The 21,715-nt window shown below is 66.3% G+C and carries 17 protein-coding genes, 1 tRNA gene and 1 pseudogene; 12 read left to right on the top strand and 7 right to left on the bottom strand.

Annotated elements, in window-relative coordinates; all coding sequences use genetic code 11:
- Positions 1–45: 45 nt before the first annotated feature.
- The 3 genes from R4P95_RS32190 to R4P95_RS32200 form a co-directional block, all read right to left on the bottom strand.
- Entirely contained in the window at positions 46–1,059 is a 1,014-nt protein-coding gene (locus tag R4P95_RS32190; protein WP_213572684.1) for an NADP-dependent oxidoreductase, read from the bottom strand.
- On the bottom strand, positions 1,056–2,585 hold the full coding sequence (locus R4P95_RS32195; protein ID WP_317747165.1) for a class I adenylate-forming enzyme family protein: 1,530 nt from the start codon (positions 2,583–2,585) through the stop codon (positions 1,056–1,058). Before R4P95_RS32195 ends, R4P95_RS32190 begins: the two co-directional genes overlap by 4 nt.
- 88 nt (positions 2,586–2,673) lie before the next feature.
- Complete coding sequence (locus R4P95_RS32200) at positions 2,674–3,153, bottom strand: MaoC family dehydratase (RefSeq protein WP_213572682.1); 480 nt, start codon at positions 3,151–3,153, stop codon at positions 2,674–2,676.
- A 152-nt stretch (positions 3,154–3,305) separates the two neighbouring features.
- Here R4P95_RS32200 and R4P95_RS32205 point away from each other — a divergent pair.
- The 6 genes and pseudogenes from R4P95_RS32205 to R4P95_RS32230 all read left to right on the top strand — a co-directional run.
- A pseudogene (locus tag R4P95_RS32205) lies at positions 3,306–3,383 on the top strand (dehydrogenase); the annotation flags it as partial.
- Positions 3,384–3,402: 19 nt separating this feature from the next.
- Positions 3,403–4,593 (top strand): acyl-CoA dehydrogenase family protein, encoded by a 1,191-nt coding sequence (locus R4P95_RS32210; RefSeq protein WP_317747167.1) that lies wholly within the window; start codon positions 3,403–3,405, stop codon positions 4,591–4,593.
- Positions 4,590–5,690, top strand: coding sequence for an acyl-CoA dehydrogenase family protein (locus R4P95_RS32215; protein ID WP_317747168.1), 1,101 nt, complete (start codon positions 4,590–4,592; stop codon positions 5,688–5,690). Before R4P95_RS32210 ends, R4P95_RS32215 begins: the two co-directional genes overlap by 4 nt.
- A 34-nt stretch (positions 5,691–5,724) precedes the next feature.
- Positions 5,725–6,708 (top strand): NADPH:quinone oxidoreductase family protein, encoded by a 984-nt coding sequence (locus tag R4P95_RS32220; RefSeq protein ID WP_317747169.1) that lies wholly within the window; start codon positions 5,725–5,727, stop codon positions 6,706–6,708.
- An 11-nt stretch (positions 6,709–6,719) separates the two neighbouring features.
- On the top strand, positions 6,720–7,508 hold the full coding sequence (locus R4P95_RS32225) for an SDR family oxidoreductase (RefSeq protein ID WP_317747188.1): 789 nt from the start codon (positions 6,720–6,722) through the stop codon (positions 7,506–7,508).
- Between the two features lie 58 nt (positions 7,509–7,566).
- Positions 7,567–9,225: an AMP-binding protein gene (locus R4P95_RS32230; protein WP_317747171.1), complete on the top strand. Its 1,659-nt coding sequence runs from the start codon at positions 7,567–7,569 to the stop codon at positions 9,223–9,225.
- An 86-nt stretch (positions 9,226–9,311) separates the two neighbouring features.
- Here R4P95_RS32230 and R4P95_RS32235 read toward each other — a convergent pair whose 3' ends face one another.
- Both R4P95_RS32235 and R4P95_RS32240 read right to left on the bottom strand, forming a co-directional pair.
- Positions 9,312–10,472: a N(5)-(carboxyethyl)ornithine synthase gene (locus R4P95_RS32235; protein WP_317747172.1), complete on the bottom strand. Its 1,161-nt coding sequence runs from the start codon at positions 10,470–10,472 to the stop codon at positions 9,312–9,314.
- A 217-nt stretch (positions 10,473–10,689) separates the two neighbouring features.
- Positions 10,690–10,765: transfer RNA gene (locus R4P95_RS32240), tRNA-Arg, on the bottom strand.
- A 161-nt stretch (positions 10,766–10,926) separates the two neighbouring features.
- Between R4P95_RS32240 and R4P95_RS32245 the strand changes: the two genes are divergently transcribed.
- Positions 10,927–13,326: a phosphoketolase family protein gene (locus R4P95_RS32245; protein WP_317747173.1), complete on the top strand. Its 2,400-nt coding sequence runs from the start codon at positions 10,927–10,929 to the stop codon at positions 13,324–13,326.
- 12 nt (positions 13,327–13,338) lie between these two features.
- On the opposite strand, the gene R4P95_RS32250 is transcribed toward R4P95_RS32245, so the two are convergent.
- Positions 13,339–14,073, bottom strand: coding sequence for a DUF305 domain-containing protein (locus R4P95_RS32250; protein ID WP_317747174.1), 735 nt, complete (start codon positions 14,071–14,073; stop codon positions 13,339–13,341).
- On the bottom strand, positions 14,066–14,968 hold the full coding sequence (locus R4P95_RS32255) for a DUF3105 domain-containing protein (protein WP_317747176.1): 903 nt from the start codon (positions 14,966–14,968) through the stop codon (positions 14,066–14,068). The genes R4P95_RS32250 and R4P95_RS32255 overlap by 8 nt, the downstream gene beginning before the upstream one ends.
- Before the next feature lie 217 nt (positions 14,969–15,185).
- Between R4P95_RS32255 and argS the strand changes: the two genes are divergently transcribed.
- The 5 genes from argS (at position 15,186) to thrB (ending at position 21,694) form a co-directional block, all read left to right on the top strand.
- Positions 15,186–16,838: an arginine--tRNA ligase gene (gene argS / locus R4P95_RS32260; protein WP_317747177.1), complete on the top strand. Its 1,653-nt coding sequence runs from the start codon at positions 15,186–15,188 to the stop codon at positions 16,836–16,838.
- Positions 16,835–18,256 carry a diaminopimelate decarboxylase gene (gene lysA / locus R4P95_RS32265; protein ID WP_213572673.1) on the top strand — a complete coding sequence of 474 codons (1,422 nt, stop codon included), beginning with the start codon at positions 16,835–16,837 and terminating at the stop codon, positions 18,254–18,256. The genes argS and lysA overlap by 4 nt, the downstream gene beginning before the upstream one ends.
- Before the next feature lie 83 nt (positions 18,257–18,339).
- Positions 18,340–19,626, top strand: a complete 1,287-nt coding sequence (locus R4P95_RS32270) for a homoserine dehydrogenase (RefSeq protein WP_109334992.1) — start codon at positions 18,340–18,342, stop codon at positions 19,624–19,626.
- Complete coding sequence (gene thrC / locus R4P95_RS32275) at positions 19,623–20,705, top strand: threonine synthase (protein ID WP_317747178.1); 1,083 nt, start codon at positions 19,623–19,625, stop codon at positions 20,703–20,705. Before R4P95_RS32270 ends, thrC begins: the two co-directional genes overlap by 4 nt.
- Before the next feature lie 44 nt (positions 20,706–20,749).
- A complete protein-coding gene (thrB, locus tag R4P95_RS32280) occupies positions 20,750–21,694 on the top strand; it encodes a homoserine kinase (RefSeq protein ID WP_317747180.1) in 945 nt (314 codons plus the stop codon).
- The last annotated feature ends 21 nt before the right edge of the window (positions 21,695–21,715 follow it).

Below are 21,715 nucleotides of genomic sequence, written 5' to 3' on the forward strand. Positions count from 1 at the left end.
GCCCACCCCGAACGGCGGTGGGCATTCCTTTCGCGGCAGGGGTGTTCAGTTGTCGCTGATCTTCAGTACCAGCTTGCCCGTGTTTGCGCCGTCGAACAGCATGGTCAGCGTGCGGCCGAAAGCTTCGACACCGCCGGTTTCCACCTGCTCACGGGTCACGATGTCACCGTTGCGAATCCACTCCGACATCGCCTCCATGCCCTCCTCGAACCGATCGAGATAATCGAAGACGATGAATCCGGTCATCGAGGCCCGGTTGACCAGTAGCGACAGGTACCGCGACGGACCGGGTTGTGGATCGGTGGCGTTGTATCCGGAGATCGCACCGCACAACGCGACCCGCGCATTCTTGCGCAGACGCCCCAGTGCGGCGTCGAGAATGTCACCGCCGACATTGTCGAAGTAGATGTCGATGCCGTCGGGTGCGGCCGCCCGCAGCGCGCGGCCCACCGGCCCCGCCTTGTAGTCGATCGCCGCATCGAAACCGAGCTCATCGGTGAGCCACGCGCACTTCTCGCGGCCACCGGCAATGCCGATCACCGTTGCGCCGTTCAGTTTGGCGATCTGGCCGGCGATGCTTCCTACCGCTCCCGCCGCTCCCGAGATGAGCACGACGTCGCCCTTCTCGAGCTTGCCGACATCGGTGAGGCCGAAATACGCGGTCATCCCGGGGAATCCGAGCGCACCGAGCCAGGTGGGCGCGGGTGCGAGTGTCTCGTCCACGACAAGAGCGCCCCGACCGTCGGACACCGCGAACTCCTGAATTCCGAACTGTCCGGAAACGATTGCCCCTTCCGGGAACGCCGGATTCCTGGACGCCACGACGCGGCCCACGGCATGCGCGCGCATCACCTCACCGATCTGAACGGGCGGCACGTACGACTTCACGTCGTCGAGCCAGCCACGCATGGCGGGATCGAGCGAGGCATAGTCGACCTGCACGGTGAACTCGCCGTCCGATGGTGTGGGAATCGGTTCGGAGACGATCTCCCAAGTGGAGTCGTCGGGCAGGCCGATCGGGCGTTTCGCCAGTCGAACCTGTCTGTTGACAGATGTCACGGTGTCACCTTTCGGGGTATCTCAACGGTCAATGGGTCAGGTCTCAGCGCGGCCTTGTCGATCGACCGCTTGAGGATTTTTCCGGTCGAGCCCTTGGGAAGGGCGTCGACGATCGAGATGATGCGGGGAATTTTGTACGCGGACAGCCGCTCCCGAGTCCACCGCGTGAGCTCGGCGCCGTCCAGTTCTGATCCAGGCAGGAGGGCGACTACCGCGGCCACCTCTTCTCCGTAGTGGTTGTCGGGAACGCCCACGACCGCGGCCTCGACGACGTCGGGGTGCGTGTACAGCACCTCCTCGATCTCACTGGGATACACGTTGTAGCCGCCGCGAATGATGAGGTCCTTGACCCGGTCGACGATGCGGAGGTCTCCCTCCGAGTCGACACAGCCGAGATCGCCCGTGCGGAACCAGCCGTCCGGTGACAACACGCCTGCGGTGTCGACGGGCCTGCGCCAGTACCCCTTCATCACCGTGGGACCCTTCACGAAGACTTCACCGACGGTGCCGGGTGTGCACTGGTTCCCGTCGTGGTCCCGGACCTCGACCTCCATACGGGGAACGGCGCGTCCCGTGTAGCCGATCTTGCCACCGCGATCGATGTCGTTGAACGTGCCGAACGCGGTCGTCTCGGTGAGTCCGTACCCCTCGAGGATGGTGCACCGGAAGCGCGTTTCGAATGCGCGGGCCACCTCTCCGGGCAGCGAGGCGCCGCCGGAGATAGCGATCCGAAGCTGAGCGAAATCCTCCGGGTCGGCGTCGCCGGCCGCGTGGAGCATCGCATTCCACATCGTCGGGACACCGGCCATGATGGTCAGGCGGTCGCGGCGCAGCATCGCCAGCATCGCGGACGGGTCGAACCGCGCCAGCAACGACAAGGAGCCGCCACCGGTGAAGGTCGCCATCATGACCGAGGCCTGTCCGAAGACGTGGAAGAGCGGGAGCCCCGTCCCTGTGCGGTCCTCGCTCGAGCCGCGACTGCATTCGGCGCCGATCTGCCCGCCCGACAGTAGGTTTTCCACGGTCAGTTCCGCACCCTTGGGCCGCCCGGTCGTTCCGGACGTATAGAGAATGGCGGCGGTGTCCTCGCCGTCCCGGTCGACGATGGACTTCGGGAGCCCGTCCGAGACAGTTATTTCCGGGGACAACGTCCAGACCGGGACGTCGAGCGCTGCCGCCGCCTGGCTCATCGCGGGCCCCAGTTCGTACCAGAGGATCGCCAGCGACACACCGGCGTCGCTCAGGACGTACTCGGTTTCCGGCCGAGTGGACATCGTGTTCACCGGGACCACCACGGCCCCGGCCGCCTGAATCGCCAGGTATGCCACCACGAACTCGAGCACGGACGGGGCGGCGAGGAGCACGCGGTCGCCGGGCGAGATACCCCATTCGCGAAGCGCGCCCGCGTAGGTCGTGCTCGCGATCTGCAGCTGTCGATAGGTCAGGGTGCTGTCTGCACCCCGCAGCGCAATGTTGTCCGGGGTGGTGTCCGCGTGGAAGCACACGGGGTCGATCACGTTTGCCATATACGTCAGCCTCCGAGTCGAGCTTCGATCAAGGGATCACGCGCGAGTACGTGCCGCCACAGGAGTGGCGGCACGTACAGACCGAGGCCTAACCGGCTTCGACGACCCGGGCTACCGACTCCGACACGACCACCGGCTTGTCGGAGCCTTCCCGTTCGACCACCTGAGTCATCGTCACCTGGATGCCGCCGCCGACCTGTTCGGCGGCCGTCACGGTCGCCCGCATCCGGATCCGCGAACCGACGGGAACGGGCGCGGGAAACCGGACTTTGTTGTATCCGTAGTTCAGGCTGTGCGCGAAACCGTCGAATCGCAGCAGGGTCGCGGAGAGGGCGGGTCCGAGGGACAGGCTGTAGAGACCGTGCGCAATAGTTCCGCCGAGCGGACTCGATGCGGCGCGTTCGGGGTCGACGTGAATCCATTGATGGTCACCGGTGGCGTCGGCGAACGCGTTGACCCGTTCCTGGGTGACCTCATGCCACTCGGTGGGGCCCAATTCTCTCCCGATCAGAGCGGTGAGCTCGTCGTAGCTCGCCGGGCGGACGGGCAGTTGAGTCGTGTCGGTCATCGGTCTCCCTCGATCGCGGATGGTGGGTGTCGGTCATGTCTGAGGCGAACTGCTCTGCGGTTTCGCCGCACCGCCACTTGAACTTGACGACGGGTTCAACTATACAAAAGAGAGACGCGAGTCACAATGTACGGCGAAGGAGAGGAAGCCTCGTGAAGGTTGCACAGAAGGTCGCCATCGTGACCGGCGGTGGAAACGGGATCGGCGGAGCGATCGCCGAACGTCTCGCCACGAACTGAGGCGGAGATCATGACTACTGACGAACAAACGATCGCGCGAGAACTGACCGAACGGGTCACGGCGCTGCTCGAGCAGAACGACACCTCGAATCCGACGCAGTTCCTCGGCGCGCGGTTCGACGCCGGCCTCGCGTGGGTTCACTTCGCGCCCGGACGTGGCGGGCTCGGTCTGCCGCAGAGCTTCCAGGCCCAGGTCGACGCGCAGCTGGAAGCGGCGGGCGCGCCGGCACCGGCAAAGGGCCGCAACGGCATCGGCCTGGGGATGGCCGCGCCCACCATCGCGGCCTTCGGGACCGACGAACAGCAGCGAAAATATCTGCGTCCGATTTTTACCAGCGAGCACATCTGGTGCCAGTTGTTCAGTGAGCCGGGGGCGGGTTCCGACCTCGCTGCCGTGGCGACGCGTGCGGTCCGTGACGGCGACAACTGGATAGTCAACGGCCAGAAGGTGTGGACGTCGGGCGCGCAGAATGCGCAGCGGGCCATCCTCGTGGCCCGCACCGATCCTGCCGTGCCTAAACATGCGGGTCTCACCTACTTTCTCTGTGACATGAGCGATCCCGGCGTCGACGTTCGCCCCCTGCGCCAGATCACCGGCGAGGCCGAGTTCAACGAGGTGTTCCTCACCGACGTGCGAATTCCCGACGTCGATCGGCTCGGGGACGAGGGGCAAGGCTGGCGGGTGGCAACCGCGACCCTCAACAACGAACGCGTTGCGATCGGCGGGTCGGCCGCAGCGCGCGAAAGCGGCATGATCGGCCCCGTGGCCGCGGCCTGGCGAGAACGTCCCGAACTGCGGGACCCGGCAATGCACGACGAACTTCTCCGGTTGTGGGTCGAAGCCGAAGTCGCCCGGCTGACCGGTGAACGGCTACGGCAGCAACTCGCGGCCGGGCAACCCGGCCCCGAGGGGTCCGGACTGAAGCTCGCCTTCGCCCAGCTCGCACAGACCATCTCCGGATTCGACATCGAGCTGCACGGCGAAGCGGGTTTGCGCTACGACGACTGGACCATGCGCAGGCCCGACAAGGTGGACTTCACCGGACGTGAACCCGGATACCGCTACCTGCGCGCGAAAGGTAATTCGATCGAGGGCGGCACGTCGGAAATCCTGCGGAACGTTATCGCAGAACGTGTTCTCGGGCTGCCCCCCGAGCATCGCGTCGACAAGGACATCGCCTGGAAGGACCTGCCCCGATGAGCACCGCAGATCTGCTGTACACCGACACCGAAGACGCCCTCCGCGACAGTGTCCGGCGGCTGCTCGCCGACCGTTGCCCGCACGAGCTCGTCATGAGCGCCTACGACTCGTCGCCCGGTGACTTCTCCGCCGTCTGGAAGTCGCTCGCCGTCGAACTCGGACTGTCCGGTCTCCTCGCCCCCGAATCGATCGGCGGGGCAGGGGCGGGCGCAAGGGAAGCCGCCGTGGTCATGGAAGAGATCGGACGTGCCGTGGCGCCCGTCCCGTATCTCTCCAGCGCTGTACTCGCGACGGTCGCGCTGGTGAAGGCGGGAGACACGACCATCGTCCGGGATCTCGCCGAAGGCACCACCACCGGTGCCCTCACGATCGGCCTGGCCACGCCGCCCGACCGCTTCAGCGCGACCGTCCGACTGGGCGCCGACGGGTTGACCGGCCGCGTCACCAGTGTTGCGGGCGCCGCGGAAGCCGAACTACTGGTCGTTCCGGTGCAGGGGCCCGACGGGCTCGAGCTTCACACTGTGCGCACGGACAGCGCCGGCGTCACCGTGACCCCGATTCTCGCGCTGGACATGACGCGTCCCCTGGCCGATGTCGACTTCACCGCACCGTCGTCGACTCGGGTCGACGACGGTGCGGCAGTAGAGGCCATTCGTGGCGCTCTTCTCTGCGGTGCTGCGCTCCTCGCCTCCGAACAACTCGGAGTGGCACAGTGGTGCTTCGGCACCACGCTCGCCTACGTCAAGGAGCGCAAGCAGTTCGGGCGTGCCGTCGGCTCGTACCAGGCGCTGAAGCATCGCCTAGCCGACCTGTGGCTGGAGATCACCTCCGCCGCTGCGGCTGCTCGTTACGCGGCTGACACCGCTGCTCGCGGCGACGCGGACGCCGAGATCGCGGCGGCGATCGCACAGGCGTATTGCAGTGGTGCCGCCGTTCATGCCGCCGAAGAATGCGTCCAACTGCACGGTGGACTCGGCATGACCTGGGAATATCCCGCGCACCTTTATCTGAAGAGGGCGAAAAGTGATCAGCTCGCCTTCGGCACGGCCTACCGTCACCGAGCGCGTCTCGCCGAATTGATCGATCTGCCCGCGTAACCCGGGCCACCCACCGACAGTCAGGAAGAAAACGATGAAGGCATGGCGTGTCCACGAACTCGGCGAGCCGCATACCGCGCTGCAACTCGAGGAGGTCCCGGACCCGGTAGCAGGTCCCGGCCAGGTGCTCGTCAGGGTGCTCGCCGCACCGGCGAACTTCCCCGATGTGCTCCTGTGCCGAGGGGAGTACCAGATCACGCCGCCGCTGCCCTTCACCCCGGGTGTCGAACTGTGCGGCGAGGTGGTTGCCGTCGGAGACGGTGTCACGCGGTTCACGCAGGGCGACCGGGTGATCGGTAATTCGAACCTGCCCGGCGGCGGGTTCGCTCAGCTCGCGGTTCTCGACGAGGCGAACACCTTCACCGCACCGGCCGCCCTCGACGACGCCGAAGCGGCGGCGCTGAGTATCGGATACCAGACGAGCTGGTTCGCCCTCCATCGTCGGACGCACCTCGCGGCGGGGGAGACTCTGCTCGTGCACGCCGCGGCCGGTGGAGTGGGCAGTGCCGCAGTGCAATTGGGGAAGGCGGCCGGGGCGAAGGTCATCGGTGTGGTCGGAGGGGCCGACAAGGCGGAGTATTGCCGCCGGCTCGGGGCCGACCTGGTGATCGATCGCCGCACCGAGGATTTCGTCCCACTCGTCAAGGAGTTCACCGGTGGACGCGGAGCCGACGTCGTCTACGACCCGGTCGGTGGAGATGCCTACGCCAAGTCCACCAAGTGCATCGCTTTCGAGGGACGCATCCTGATCATCGGCTTCGCGGGCGGCACCATCCCGACTCCGGGACTCAACCACGCGCTGATCAAGAATTACTCGATCATCGGACTGCACTGGGGCCTGTACAAGCAGTACAACCAGCAGGCCATCGCCGACTGCCACGAGGAGCTGACCCGACTCGCCGCGTCCGGCGCGATCCGGCCCCTCATCAGTGAGCGGCTCTCGCTCGCCGACGTCGCCGACGGACTCGGCCGGCTCGGTGAGGGCAGCACCGTTGGTCGGCTCGTCTTCCAACCGTGAAAGGAATGCTCGTGGAAGCTCATTCGCTGTTCGATGTCGCCGGAAAGACGGTAGTCGTCACCGGAGGTTCGCGCGGTATCGGCCGGATGATCGCCGAAGGATTCGTCCGGGCGGGAGCGCAGGTCCTCGTGTCGTCCCGTAAAGCCGGCGACTGCGCCGAGACGGCGTCCGAGCTGTCCGCGCTCGGGCCGGGGTCCTGCCACGCCCATCCCGCCGATCTGTCCACTCCGGACGGCATCGACAGCCTCGCCGCCCACGTCGAGGAGGTAGCCCCGCGACTCGACGTGCTGGTCAACAATGCCGGCGCGACGTGGGGCGCACCGGTCGACGAGTTTCCCGAGGCCGCGTTCGACAAGATCTTCGACATCAACGTCAAGAGTGTGTTCTCGCTGACGCAGAAACTACTGCCCAGACTGCGGGCCGCGGCCACCGGGGATCAACCCGCCCGGATCATCAACATCGGTTCGATCGACGGCCTGGTCGTGTCGAGCAGCGACAACTTTTCGTACGGAGCGAGTAAAGCTGCCGTGCACATGCTCACGCGGAAGCTCGCGGCCACCCTGGCCGGCGAGAATATTACCGTCAATGCGATTGCGCCCGGACCATTTCCGACCAAGATGATCGCCCACCTCCTCGGCGATACGGCGCGCCGGGAACTCGTCGAGAGCGCCGTTCCACTCGGCCGGGTCGGCTGTGCCGAGGACATCGCGGGCACCGCGATATTCCTGTCCTCGCGGGCGGGCGCATACCTGACGGGCACCGTCATCCCCGTCGACGGGGGACTGTCGGGCACACGTTGACGCCGGTGGGCATTCAGAATCACGAATTCGGACGAGATCGAGAGGCGGTACGGCGGCGATGAGCTGGTACGACGACAGGCCCTGGATGGACCGATATGAGGAGAGGGTTCGACGCGTGGGAGATATCCCCGCCCGTACCGCGCTCGAGATGTTCGAGTCGGCGGTCGTCACCGCCGGAGACGGCCCGGCGGTGCGCTACCTCGGCGGCACGCTCGGCTACCGGGAAGTTGACCAACTCACCGACGGAATCGCCGCGTACCTGCTCGAGAACGGGTTTCAGCGGGGCGACCGGCTCGCGATCTACCTGCAGAACATTCCGCAGTTCGTTCTCGCGTTGATCGGAACGTGGAAGGCCGGCGGTGTCGTCGTTCCTCTCAACCCGATGTACCGGGACGAGCTCGCACACATTCTCACCGACGCGGGGGTCACCGCGATCGTGTGCAGCGAGAGCGCGTGGGCAGACCGGGTGGGTTCACGCGCGTCGGAAGCGGGCGTGCGGATCGCGCTCACCTCGAGCGAACTCGACATCCAGACTTCGAACGACGAGCGTTTGTTCCGGACGGTAACCCGTGCCCGCAGTGAGAACGTGCCCGACCTTCTCGAGGTGGCGCGGGTGCGGGCCGGAGCGACGGTGCCTGATCCCGGGCTGACGCCCGAAGATATTGCCCTGGTGTCCTACACGTCCGGAACCAGCGGCGTACCCAAGGGTGCCACCAACACCCACCGCAACCTGACGGTGAACAGCACAATCCTGCGACTGTACGAGGACAAACCGGCCGGCGCGCCGATCTTCGCTCTGGCACCGCTCTTCCACATCACGGGAATGGTGTGCCAGCTCCTCACGGCGATCGACCTGGCGTCGCCGCTGATCCTGGTGTATCGCTTCGAACCGGGGGTCGTCCTCGATGCCCTCGAACGTGAGCGGCCGATCTTCATGGTGGGTCCGTCCACCGCATACATGGCGTTGATGGCGCACCCCGACTTCTCCGGGGAACGCTTCGCCTCCCTCGAGGCCGTCATGTCCGGCGGCGCCCCACTGCCTCCCGCCATCGTCGAGCGCTTCCGCGAGCTCACCGGCAAATACATTCGCAACGGTTACGGGCTCACCGAAACCAGCGCACCCTGCGTCGTCGTTCCGCCCGACCTGGAAGCACCGGTCGATCCGGCATCGGGAACGCTGGCGATCGGCCTGCCGCTGCCCTCCGCAGTGGTCCGGATCATCGGCGAGGACGGAAAGGACCTGGAGCCACTGGAGGTCGGCGAAATTGCCGTCGACGGACCGATGGTGGTACCCGCCTACTGGAACAAGCCGGACGCCACAGCGCAGTCACTGCCGGGTGGCCGTCTCCTCACCGGCGATGTCGGCTTCATGGACGCCGAGGGCTGGGTGTACGTGGTGGACCGCAAGAAGGACATGATCAACGCGTCCGGGTTCAAGGTGTGGCCGCGAGAGGTCGAGGACGTTCTCTACCAGCATCCGGCGGTGCGCGAAGCCGCAGTCGTGGGTGAACCGGACAGCTATCGCGGTGAAACCGTCGCCGCCTTCGTCAGCCTGCGGCCGGGCACGACGGTGGAGACGGCCGACCTCGTCGAGTACTGCCGGGAGCGGCTGGCCACCTACAAGGCCCCGCGGCGGGTGGAAATCGTCGACGAACTGCCGAAGACGGCGAGCGGGAAGATTCTCCGTCGCGAGATGCGTCGCCGCGCGCCTGCCTGACCTGTGCCGATCCGCCCTGCGCTGTTGCGCGCGAACGGGACGCTCGTTGCGTCAGATCGAACGAGCGTCCCGTTCGTACGCGGCGCTCAGGTAAGGACCGCGTGCGGGTAGTCGGCCGCACGGTCCTGGAACGACAGGACCTTGGGGTTCTGCACCACTCCGTCGCGGATCTCGATCGCCCGCCGGATCGTCTCGCTGTTGTCCCACGCCGCGGGTCCGCCGAGAACTGTGCGCAGATGGGGGAGCAGCGCCTCGCTGATCTCCCAGGTGGCGGAGTTCCACAAATGTGACGGACTGTGGTCGACACCGTAGTAGCGGACGTTCTCGCCGATCATGAACGTCGGGTCCGCGAAGGAGGTCGGACGCGCCCAGGCAAAGCCCATGCCTTCGTCGCAGGACACGTCGATGACGAGGCAACCAGGCAGGAGGGTGTCGATGTCCTCGTCGCCGAGGAAGGTCAGCGGCGCCTCGGTGTCCTGCAGAACACAGTTGACGATGATGTCGTGACGGGCCAGGAAACCCGCCAGCGGCAGCCGGCCGTCGTCCGTCGTGACGTGGCTTCGACGTGGGTCGGCGTCGTCGTGGTCGAACTGGACGATCTCCGCCGAGTGGATGGGCGAGCTGACGGCGGTCACGCCACGCTGCGTGACGACATGAACGTCATGGATTCCCAGAGCATTCAGCGCGGTGACGGCCCCGCGGGCGGTGGCCCCGAAACCGAGCACGACCGCGCGGAGTCGACGGCCGTAATCACCCGTCGACCCGGCGATCGACAAGGCGTGCAGTACGGAGGAGTAGCCGGCGAGCTCGTTGTTCTTGTGGAAGACATGCAGCTGGAACGACCCTTCGGCACTCCAGTGATTCATGGCCTCGAAGGCGACGAGGGTCAGACGACGATCGATGGCCACCTGGGTGAGCTCGGAGTCCTGCACGCAGTGCGGCCACCCCCAGAGGATCTGTCCGTCGCGCAGGTCCTCGAGATCCTTCGCGAGCGGCTTCGGGAGCAGTACGACGTCGGATTGCGCGATCAGCTCACTCCGTGTGCGCATTCCCGCGACCGAGCGGGCCAGTTGCTCGTCGGACACACCGAACGGCTCGCCGTAACCGTGCTCGAGGTGGATTCGGCCCAGCAGGTCGGCGTCGATGCGGTCGAAGTGCAGGGGGTGGATCGGAAGTCGGCGTTCGTCGGCCTTGCTCGAGCGCGCGATCACGCCGAGGGTGAGCGGATGTGGGTGGGGCTGGTGCACGGAGTGTCCCTCGGTCGACGCAAATGGAGAAAAGGATGGCGGAAAGGTGAAGCCGCGAAACCCACAGCGAAGGTGCGAGGGAGCTCAGCGTTCGAATCGATGTATGCGGCCGGGGCCGACGCTGCAGCTCTCGCAGAAAGCCCGGGGAGATCACCCGGGGGAGGACTGGTAGCACCAGGAAGAGATGTGCACCGCGAGATGCGGCGCAGTGTTCTCGTGGTGCCCCCGGCAGGATTCGAACCTGCGACCTTTCGCTCCGGAGGCGAACGCTCTATCCCCTGAGCTACGGGGGCGCACCGGAAAACCGGTGTGCCGATTGGGCGCGCCAATCGTAGCGCATCGATGGGGGGAAGAACCAAATCGGTCCCCGAGTTCGGCCCACAACCCCCGCACGGTCGACCGAATCCGCCTAGTGTCGGAAAGAACGCCTGCGCACATCAGGGGAGGGCCGAGGATGACCGATCGGCAGCATGTCCATTCGGAAAACTCGAACGCGGAGTATTCGGAACGCGAACTCGAGTTGGATCTCCGCTGGTGGTCGGCGGCCAACTATCTCACCGTCGCGCAGATCTATTTGCAGGACAATGTGCTTCTACGTGAGCCGCTGCTTCCGGAGCACATCAAGCCCCGGCTCCTCGGACATTGGGGGACCAGTCCCGGTTTGTCGATGATCTACGCCCTTCTCAACAGGTTGATCCGGCGTACAGACGCGGACTGCCTGTACGTGACGGGGCCTGGTCACGGCGGGCCCGCCCTCGTCGCTGCCACGTATCTGGAGGGGACGTACTCGGAGGTGTATCCCGCGGTCTCCGGTGATGCTGCCGGACTCCGGCACTTGTGCCGGCAGTTTTCGACACCGGGAGGTATCCCGAGTCATGTCAGCGTGCAGACGCCGGGCAGCATCCACGAAGGCGGTGAGCTGGGATATGCACTGGCGCACGCGGCGGGTGCGGCATTCGACCACCCGAACCTGTTGGTGGCGTGTGTGATCGGAGACGGTGAGGCGGAGACTGGTCCGCTGTCCGCTTCGTGGAAGCTCCCCGCCTTCCTCAACCCGGAACGGGACGGTGCCGTGTTACCGATCCTGCACGTCAACGGGGCCAAAATTGCCGGACCGACCGTCTACGGGCGCAGCACCGACACGGACATCGAACGCTTCCTGGGTGGCCAGGGATGGGCGCCGACCGTGGTCGCGGGCGACGACCCGGCCGTGGTTTTCCGCACACTCGACCGGGCGCTGGTCGACGCGTATGACCAGATAACCGAGATCCGCCAGGAGGCGCGGGCGGGTCGCCGGCATCCTGTGAAATGGCCGGCGATCGTGCTCCGCACTCCGAAGGGCTGGACCGGCCCCCACCGTGTCGATGGCGTCCTCGTCGAGGGAACACACCGTTCCCATCAAGTTCCGCTGTCGGGCGTCCGCACCAACGACGAGCATCGGCGTCAGCTCGAGGAATGGATGCGGTCCTACTCCCCGGAGACCCTGTTCGATCCCCAGGGTGCCTTGGTGCCCGAACTCGCTCAGCTGGCGCCGCGGGGCGACAAACGAATGGGTTCTTCTCCCTATGCCAACGGCGGGCGTCTACGCGTCGATCTTCCGATACCACCACTGCACAAGTACGCCTTGACCATCGAAAGGCCCGGGGCCACGGTGCACGAGACCACCCGCGTCCTCGGCGAACTGTTACGGGACGTCTACGCGGCGACCACCACACCGGACGGCGGCGGATACTTTCGGCTGTTCTGCCCGGACGAGACGGCCAGCAATCGGTTGGGCGCCGTGTTCGAGAGCACCGATCGATGCTGGCAGCTACCCGTCACCGACTACGACGACCACCTGTCCGCGGGCGGACGGGTGATGGAGGTGCTCAGCGAGCACCTGTGCGAGGGGTGGCTCGAGGGGTACCTGCTGTCCGGGCGGCACGGGCTCTTTGCCAGCTACGAGGCCTTCGCCATGGTCAGTGTGTCGATGCTGGTCCAGCACGCGAAGTGGCTGCAACACGCGGTGGACCTGCCGTGGCGATCGCCGGTGGCCTCGCTCAACGTGCTGTTGACCAGCACCTGCTGGCGCAACGACCACAACGGTTTCAGCCACCAGGGGCCCGGGATGATCGACGCCGTCATTCCCCTCGCCCCGGATGTCGTTCGGGTGTGGCTTCCCCCCGACTCGAACACGCTGCTCTCGATTGCCGACCACTGTCTCCGCAGCACCGACCACGTCAACGTCATCGTGGTGGACAAGCAACTGCACCTCCAATACTTGACGCTCGACGAAGCGAACGCGCACTGTGCGGCCGGGGCGTCGGTCTGGGCGTGGGCGGGTACCGAGGCAGCCGCCGATACCGTGGACATCGTGCTTGCCGCGGCGGGTGACGTTCCTACGCAAGAAATTCTCGCGGCAGCCCAGCTGTTGCGTGAGCACACACCCGACCTCGTCACCCGTGTGGTCAACGTGGTCGATCTGATGGCGTTGCTGACGCCCACGGAGCACCCGCACGGTTTCGACGACCGCACATTCACCGACCTCTTCACCGCCGATACCGACGTGGTGTTCGCGTTCCACGGTTATTCACGCGCGGTCCACGAGTTACTGCACGGTCGGCCGCAACCCGAACGCTTTCATGTTCGCGGCTTCAGCGAGCAGGGCACCACGACCACCCCGTTCGACATGGTGGTGCTGAACAGGATGAGCCGCTACCACCTCGCGCTCGAGGCGCTGCGCCGTGTAGAAACCGAACCCGCCGGGGCCACCGAGCTCGCCGATTTCTGCCTCACCCAGCTCGAGCGGCACGGCGAGTACGTGGTCGAGCACTTCGAGGACCTGCCGGAGGTACGCGACTGGACCTGGTCCTGAGGGGCGAGGCCGTCAGTTCATCGGGAGCGGAGCGGCGCCGCGTTCGGTGAGCATGTCGGTGAGCAACCTCGACTCGCCCTGCTGGGTCTCGACCATGGTCTGTGCGAGCCCGCGGACGGCGGGCTCGGAGGCCCGTTGCGCGGCGTATTCCATCATGGGCAGTCCACCCTGGTGATGTCGCAACATCAACTGGAGGTATTCGACGTCGACGGCGGTCCCGGTGGCCTGTCGTAGCCTGGCCATGTCCTCGGACGACGCCATTCCCGGCATCGTCGGCATAGACCCCGTATGTGCGTTCTCGCCGGAGGAATGATCGTGTCCGCCGTCGTGCTCCGACGCCATCCAGCCCATGTAGCCGCCGGACGGGAGGGACGGCTGGTCCCAGATCGAGAGCCATCCCTGCATCTGGCCGAGCTGGTTCTGCTGGGTGGTCAGGATGTCGTAGGCGAGAGTCCGGACGGTGGGATCACTCGTGTTTCGGAGGGCGATCGCCGACATTTCCACCGCCTGACTGTGGTGCACGCTCATGTCCTGAGAGAATCCCACATCGACGGATCCCGCCTGGGGAACCGCAGAGTTGTTGTCCTGCAGTGGAAGTCGCGCCAGGAAGCCGAGCGCGAAACCGAGTGCGACGGCGCCGATCACTCCGATCACCAAGAGCGCGGCGCGCTGACTCGGCCTGGAGTAAGCCGGCTCGGCCCCGGACCCGACTTCGGATCCGGGTGCTGAGTCGGCCGATTCAGCCATTACCGCCCTCGGCGGGCGCCTGCTGCAGGTCGGAGGGCAGCTGCAGATCGCTCGGCAACTGGGCTCCCGCCCCGCCGGTCTCGGACTGGTCCGGCGCGATGCCGCCACCGTCCATCGGCACTGCGTCGGCGCCGGGTGCGCTCGGATCGAAGGGGGGCGGGTTGTCCGGGTCGAAACCGGAGCCGGGGATGGTCGAGCAGCTGGCACCGACCTCCGGGTAGGTGTTCTTGTTGATGCGCAGGGCCGTGATGAACTGATCGATCCGCTCGTCGTCGGCGCTGTCGAGCTTCAGCTGGTGGCCCCACGACTGCAGAGAGATCGGACTGTCGAGCCCCGGGTACGGCGACATCAGGGTGTAGCTCTGGCCGTCCACCTTGTCCTGCAGTGTGTCGACCTGCTCCGCAGACAGCGTGTCGGGGTTGTAGGCGACCCACACGGCGCCGTGCTCGAGAGAGTGCACTGCGTTCTCGGTGCGGATCGCATTGGCGTACACGGTGCCGGTGCACGTCGCCCAGATGGCGTCGTGCGGGCCGCCGAACGGAGGCGACTGATCGTAGGCGACGCGCTGCGTCGGCTGGATGTGGATGCCGGCCGGGTAGTCGATCTTCAGCACGCCGTCGATGTTGACCGAAGGGTCGGGATTCTCGGCACTGGGCGCGTACCGCTGGGCCTCCTCCTTCGCCTGATACTTGGGCACCAGGTTGACCGCGAGGATCGCGACCAGCGCGAGGACCGCCGCCGACGCACCGATCGTCAGCCACGGAATGTGCCGGGGCGCGGAGACGCCGCCCTTGGCTTTCGCGCCGCCACTCTTCTTCTTGGCGGCCTTGATGGCCTTGGCCGACTTGGCACCGGAGTTCTTACCGGGACCGCGACTATCCGAACCGCTTGGCATCGATTGTGATCTTTCGGTGTGTGGGTTACGGGCGCTCTACCCCGGTTCGCCCGAGGCTGAGACCGGGACTCAGGGCGACCCCACTCTACTTACCCACCCTGAGCGCAAGCTGGGAGAGTGGCATCCGCCACGCCGGTCGGGGCCTATCCGGCCGTCTGTGGGACTCCGGGCCAGGCGGGTCACCGCCCGGGACGTCTTGGCCATAGGATAGATACCTGTGACTCCAGCTGACCTTGCCGAACTGCTCCGCGGAACCGCCGCGAAGGTGCTCGCCGAACGTGGACTCGACGTGTCCGTGCTTCCCGAAACTCTCACGGTCGAGCGCCCGCGCAACCCCGAGCACGGTGATTACGCCACCAACGTCGCGATGCAGGTGGCCAAGAAGGTCGGTACCAACCCTCGCGAACTCGCGACCTGGCTCGCCGAGGCGCTGACCGCTGCCGAGGGTATCGACAGTGCCGATATCGCCGGCCCCGGTTTCCTCAACATCCGCCTGGCCGCCGACGCCCAGGGCGCCATCGTCGCCAAGATCCTCGAAGCGGCCACCGCGTACGGATCCGGGCACACTCTCGACGGCAAGAAGATCAACCTGGAGTTCGTGTCCGCAAACCCGACCGGGCCCATCCACCTCGGCGGTACACGCTGGGCTGCCGTCGGTGACGCGCTCGGCCGCATCCTGTCCACCCAGGGTGCCGCCGTCACACGCGAGTACTACTTCAACGACCACGGCGCCCAGATCGACCGCTTCTCCCGGTCGCTCATCGCCGCCGCCAAGGGGGAACCTGCTCCCGACGACGGTTACGCGGGTGCATACATCGCCGACATCGCGGCTCAGGTGCTCGCGCAGCGTCCGGACGCACTGGAACTTCCGGCGGGTGAGCAGCAGGAAGTGTTCCGATCGCTCGGAGTCGACCTGATGTTCGCGCACATCAAACGCACCCTGCACGAGTTCGGAGTGGACTTCGACGTCTACTTCCACGAAAACTCGCTGTTCGAGTCCGGTGCGGTCGAGAAGGCCGTCGAGACCTTGAAATCCTCCGGCAGTCTCTTCCAGGAGGACGGTGCCTGGTGGCTCAAGAGCACCGACTTCGGTGACGACAAGGATCGTGTCGTCATCAAGAGTGACGGCAACGCGGCCTACATTGCAGGGGACATCGCCTACTTCCAGAATAAGCGTGCGCGCGGCTTCGATCTGTGTATCTACATGCTCGGCGCGGATCATCACGGCTACATCGGCCGGCTCAAGGCCGCGGCCGCCGCGTTCGGCGACGACCCGGACACCGTCGAAGTGTTGATCGGGCAGATGGTCAATCTGGTCCGCGACGGGGTCGCCGTGAAGATGAGCAAGCGGGCCGGGACGGTGATCACGCTCGACGACCTGGTCGAGGCCATCGGTGTCGACGCCTCGCGATACGCGTTGATCCGCTCGTCGGTGGATTCGAGCATCGACATCGACCTCGCGCTGTGGACCAGCACGGGCAACGAGAACCCGGTCTATTACGTGCAGTACGCGCACGCCCGGTTGTCGGCGATTGCGCGCAACGCCGCCGAGTTGGGTGTCACGGTTGCCGATCCGGACTTCGCGTTGCTGGTCTCCGAGCAGGAGGGCGATCTCATCCGCACGCTCGGCGAGTATCCGCGCGTCGTCACCAGTGCGGCGAATCTCCGTGAGCCACACCGCATTGCGCGGTATCTCGAAGAGCTGGCCGGTGCTTATCACCGCTTCTACGGCGCGTGCCGGGTTCTGCCTCAGGGTGACGAGGAGGTCGGGCCACTGCATGTCGCGCGGCTCGCTCTGTGCGACGCCTCGCGTCAGGTGCTGGCAAACGGTCTCGCACTCCTCGGCGTGAGCGCCCCGGAGCAGATGTGAACGCGCATCCCGCCGGTCCCAAGCACGCCGAACAGCTACACGCACCCGGACTACCCGAGCGTCCCACGGACGCAACGGCATTCGCGGCGCTCGCTCCTGAGGTGTGGCCCCGCAACGCGGAACGCGGTCCGGACGGCGTTGTCCGATTGGCCGGGATTCCGGTCACCGAACTTGCGGAGACGTACGGGACGCCACTGTTCGTCGTCGACGAGGACGATTTCCGGTCCCGGTGCCGTGACATGGCGCGCGCATTCGGGCCCTCGGCCAAAGTCCACTACGCGTCCAAGGCGTTTCTCTGCGGCGAGATCGCCCGTTGGGTGGCAGAAGAGGGGCTGTCGCTCGACGTCGCCTCGGGCGGTGAATTGGCGATTGCGTTGCATGCGGGGTTCCCGGCGGAGCGAATCGCCATGCACGGCAACAACAAGTCGGTCGCCGAACTTCAGGCGGCAGTGAAGGCCGGAGTGGGCCACATCGTCCTGGACTCGTCCATGGAGATCGACCGCCTCGACGCAGTCGCCGCCGAAGCCGGTGTCGTACAGGATGTCCTGATCCGTGTGACGGTCGGAGTGGAAGCGCACACCCACGAATTCATCTCGACCGCCCACGAGGACCAGAAGTTCGGTTTCTCACTGGCAGGTGGCAAGGCGATCGACGCGGTCCGGCGAGTATTCGCCGCAGACAATCTGCGTCTCGTCGGGCTGCACAGCCATATCGGTTCGCAGATCTTCGACGTGGACGGATTCGAGGTGGCAGCACATCGGGTGATCGGGCTGCTCCGCGACGTCGTCGCCGAGTTCGGTGTGGACAAGACCGCCCAGATCTCGATCATCGACCTCGGTGGCGGTATGGGCATCTCTTACGTGCCCAGCGACGATCCTCCGCCCGTGGACGAGTTGGCGGCCAAACTCGGCGACATCGTGCGCAACGAGTCCGCTCTCGCCGGCCTGCCCGAGCCGACCCTTGCGGTCGAGCCGGGACGAGCGATCGCCGGGCCGGGGACGGTCACACTCTACGAGGTCGGCACCATCAAAGACGTCACCGTCGGGAGCGCGCTCACTCGCCGCTACGTCAGTGTCGACGGCGGAATGAGCGACAACATCCGCACGGCGCTGTATCAAGCGGAATATGAAGCGAAGCTCGTCTCCCGAGTCAGCGGAGCCGAACCCGTGGTGTCGCGAGTCGTGGGTAAACACTGCGAATCCGGCGATGTCGTTATCCGTGACACCTGGATGCCCGAGGACATCGATGCCGGCGATTTGCTTGCCGTCGCTGCCACCGGTGCATACTGCTACTCGATGTCGAGTAGGTACAACCTGCTCACCCGTCCTGCCGTGGTGGCGGTGCGCGACGGACAGTCGCGCGTGATCCTCCGGAGGGAAACCGTGGAAGACCTGCTCAGCTTGGAGGTACAAGAGTGACCGTCGAATCGGCGCAACGCGCTGTCGGTGTGACCGAATCGGCGCAACGTGCTGTCGGTGTGACCGAATCGGCGCATCGCGCTATCGGTGTGGCCGTCCTCGGCCTCGGCAACGTCGGGAGCGAGGTGGTTCGCATCCTGCAAGAGCACAGCGAAGACCTCGAGGCCCGCGTCGGTGCGCCCCTGGAACTGCGGGGAGTGGCGGTCCGCCGCCCCGGCAAGGACCGGGGCATACCGGAGGAGTTGCAGACCACGGACGCAGACTCGCTCGTGGCGCGCGACGACGTCGACATCGTCGTCGAGGTGATCGGCGGTATGGACCTTCCGCGCAAGCTGATCCTGTCGGCACTGAACTCCGGCAAGTCCGTCGTCACCGCCAACAAGGCCCTTCTCGCCGAGCACACCGGTGAACTCGCCGAGGCCGCGGAGCTGCACCGCGTCGACCTGTACTTCGAGGCGGCCGTCGCCGGTGCGATCCCCGTGATCCGCCCGCTCACCCAGTCCCTTGCCGGTGACCGGGTGAACAAGGTCGCCGGAATCGTGAACGGCACCACCAACTTCATCCTGTCGGCCATGGACGAAACCGGGGCCGACTATGCGGAAACGCTCGCGGAGGCGGGAAGACTCGGCTACGCCGAAGCCGATCCCACCGCCGACGTAGAGGGTTACGACGCCGCGGCGAAGGCCGCTATCCTCGCGTCCATCGCCTTCCATACGCGGGTCACCGCGGGTGATGTGTACCGCGAGGGTATCTCCAACATCACCGCTGCCGACCTGACGTCGGCGAGGGCCCTCGACTGCACTATCAAGCTGCTCTCCATCTGCGAGCGCATCCCCACACCCGACGGCAAGGAGCGCATCTCCGCACGGGTCTACCCGGCGCTGGTGCCGCTGAGTCACCCCCTCGCGTCGGTCAACGGAGCATTCAACGCCGTGGTCGTCGAGGGCGAGAACGCCGGAAGGCTGATGTTCTACGGTCAGGGCGCCGGCGGTGCCCCCACCGCGTCTGCTGTGATGGGTGATCTGGTGATGGCCGCGCGCAACAAGGTGCACGGTGGCCGCGGTCCGCGCGAGTCGAAGTACGCCAAGCTCAAGATCGCTCCCATCGGCGACATCCCGACGCGCTACTACGTCAACATGCAGGTGACGGACAAGGCCGGTGTGCTGTCGGCCGTTGCCGCCGAATTCGCCGAGCACGGCGTGAGCATTTCGACGGTGCGGCAGGAAGGCGCGGGCGACGGCGCCCGGCTGGTGGTCGTTACCCATGTCGCGACGGACTCCGCGTTGTCGGAAACCGTTGAGGCATTGAGCAAACTCGAATTCGTCACCGCTGTGACCAGCGTGCTGCGACTGGAAGGCACCGAACAATGACCGGCACCCGCAACCCCGTGCACACTCCGTGGCCGGGGCTGATCGAGGCCTACCGTGACCGCCTCGCGATCGGACCGAACTGGAAGACGGTGACCCTCCGTGAGGGCGGCACGCCGCTGCTTCCCGCCGGGCATCTGTCCGAAATCACGGGCTGCGACGTCTACCTCAAGGTCGAGGGTCTCAACCCCACCGGCTCCTTCAAGGACCGCGGGATGACGATGGCCGTGACCGACGCCCTGGCGCGCGGTCAGCAGGCTGTGCTGTGCGCGTCGACGGGCAATACGTCCGCCTCGGCGGCCGCCTACGCCGCCAAGGCGAAGATGAGCTGCGCGGTGCTGGTGCCGCAGGGCAAGATTGCCATGGGCAAGCTGGCGCAAGCGGTCATGCACGGCGCCCGGATCATCCAGGTCGAGGGTAACTTCGACGACTGCCTCGAGCTGGCGCGCAAGACTACGGCGGAGTTCCCGACCATCGGCCTGGTCAACTCGGTGAACCCGGTCCGGATCGAAGGCCAGAAGACCGCGGCTTTCGAAATTTGTGATGCGTTGGGCAAGGCTCCGGACGTCCACGCGCTTCCCGTCGGCAACGCCGGCAACATCACCGCCTACTGGCGGGGTTATTCCGAGTACTACGCCGACGGGCTCACGAGCGTGAAGCCTCGCATGCTGGGCGTTCAGGCGGCAGGTGCCGCCCCGCTCGTCCACGGTGCACCCGTCAAGGACCCGGAGACCATCGCGACGGCCATCCGCATCGGTTCGCCCGCGTCCTGGAACGGCGCGGTCACCGCGAAGGAGGAGTCGCACGGGGCCTTCCGCGCCGCGACGGACGAGGAAATCCTCGAGGCGTACCGGCTGATCGCCTCCACCGAAGGTGTGTTCGTCGAACCCGCGTCGGCGGCGAGTGTCGCAGGACTGCTGGCCGCCCGGAAGGAAGGCTGGCTCGACTCCGGACTCACCGTGGTCTGCACGGTCACCGGCAACGGATTGAAGGACCCGGATACCGCACTCGCCGGTATGCCTGTCGTGCAACCCATTCCGGTTGATCCTGTCGCTGTCGCGTCGGCCCTCGAGCTGGCGTAGTGGTGGCGCCCACGCCCATCACGCCGCAGGATCAGACCGCAGACATGACACAGACCCTGCCCACCGGGCTCACCGTGACTGCCCGTGTGCCGGCGTCGAGCGCGAATATCGGGCCCGGATTCGACACCCTCGGCATCGCGCTCGGGCTCTACGACGAGATCACGGTCACCACCACGGGTTCGGGTTTGAAGATTCGTGTCGAGGGTGAGGGCGCAGAGGACGTGCCGTGGGGCCCCTCCCATCTGGTGGTGCGCGCGATCGAACGTGGTCTGGAGTCGGCCGGCGTGTGGGCGGAGGGCCTCGACGTCGTGTGCCGCAATGCAATACCGCACTCGCGGGGCCTGGGGTCGTCCGCGTCTGCTGTGGTCGGCGGGTTGGCCGCGGCCAACGGTCTCGCGATGAAGCTCGATCCCGCACTCGGCCTCTCGCCCGACCAACTGGTCCAGTTGTCGTCCGAGTTCGAAGGGCACCCCGACAACGCTTCGGCGAGCGTGCTGGGCGGCGCCGTGGTGTCGTGGAGTTGTGAAGACCAGGAATCCGCGGGCACCTCCACGTCCGGGAACCGCTACTACGCGGTGCCCCTGACGGTGCATCCCGCGATCCGGGTCATCGCCCTGATCCCGGGTGAGCGTTCGTCAACCGCTCACACGCGGGGATTGTTGCCCGAGGTCGTGGCGCACCGTGACGCCGCGTTCAACGTCAGTCGCGGCGCTCTCGCTGTGGTGGCGCTCACGGAACGGCCGGACCTTCTGATGCCGGCCACTGAGGATCGGCTCCACCAGGTTCAGCGGGCTCCCGCGCTCCCGCTGACCACCCGGTGGATCTCCTTGCTGCGGAAAGCCGGCATTGCCGCGGCGGTCTCCGGTGCGGGACCGACAGTCCTCGCGTTGAGTACAGAGCCGCTACCGGACGATCTCCGAGTACAGGCGGAGGCCGAGGGGCTGCAGGTGCTCGAACTCGACGTCGCCGAAGGCGTCCGGATCAGCTGACACGCCGGAAACGGGTCTTCT

The organism is Rhodococcus sp. IEGM 27, from assembly GCF_033142305.1.
In the GTDB taxonomy this organism is placed as follows: domain Bacteria; phylum Actinomycetota; class Actinomycetes; order Mycobacteriales; family Mycobacteriaceae; genus Rhodococcus_F; species Rhodococcus_F oxybenzonivorans.

Coding starts and splice junctions, on each gene's coding strand:
- R4P95_RS32245 (WP_317747173.1), top strand. CDS start 10,927: ATGACCGATCGGCAGCATGTCCATTCGGAAAACTCGAACGCGGAGTAT.
- R4P95_RS32195 (WP_317747165.1), bottom strand. CDS start 2,585: ATGGCAAACGTGATCGACCCCGTGTGCTTCCACGCGGACACCACCCCG.
- R4P95_RS32255 (WP_317747176.1), bottom strand. CDS start 14,968: ATGCCAAGCGGTTCGGATAGTCGCGGTCCCGGTAAGAACTCCGGTGCC.
- R4P95_RS32215 (WP_317747168.1), top strand. CDS start 4,590: ATGAGCACCGCAGATCTGCTGTACACCGACACCGAAGACGCCCTCCGC.
- R4P95_RS32250 (WP_317747174.1), bottom strand. CDS start 14,073: ATGGCTGAATCGGCCGACTCAGCACCCGGATCCGAAGTCGGGTCCGGG.
- thrC (WP_317747178.1), top strand. CDS start 19,623: ATGACCGGCACCCGCAACCCCGTGCACACTCCGTGGCCGGGGCTGATC.
- R4P95_RS32200 (WP_213572682.1), bottom strand. CDS start 3,153: ATGACCGACACGACTCAACTGCCCGTCCGCCCGGCGAGCTACGACGAG.
- R4P95_RS32230 (WP_317747171.1), top strand. CDS start 7,567: ATGAGCTGGTACGACGACAGGCCCTGGATGGACCGATATGAGGAGAGG.
- R4P95_RS32220 (WP_317747169.1), top strand. CDS start 5,725: ATGAAGGCATGGCGTGTCCACGAACTCGGCGAGCCGCATACCGCGCTG.
- thrB (WP_317747180.1), top strand. CDS start 20,750: ATGACACAGACCCTGCCCACCGGGCTCACCGTGACTGCCCGTGTGCCG.
- R4P95_RS32210 (WP_317747167.1), top strand. CDS start 3,403: ATGACTACTGACGAACAAACGATCGCGCGAGAACTGACCGAACGGGTC.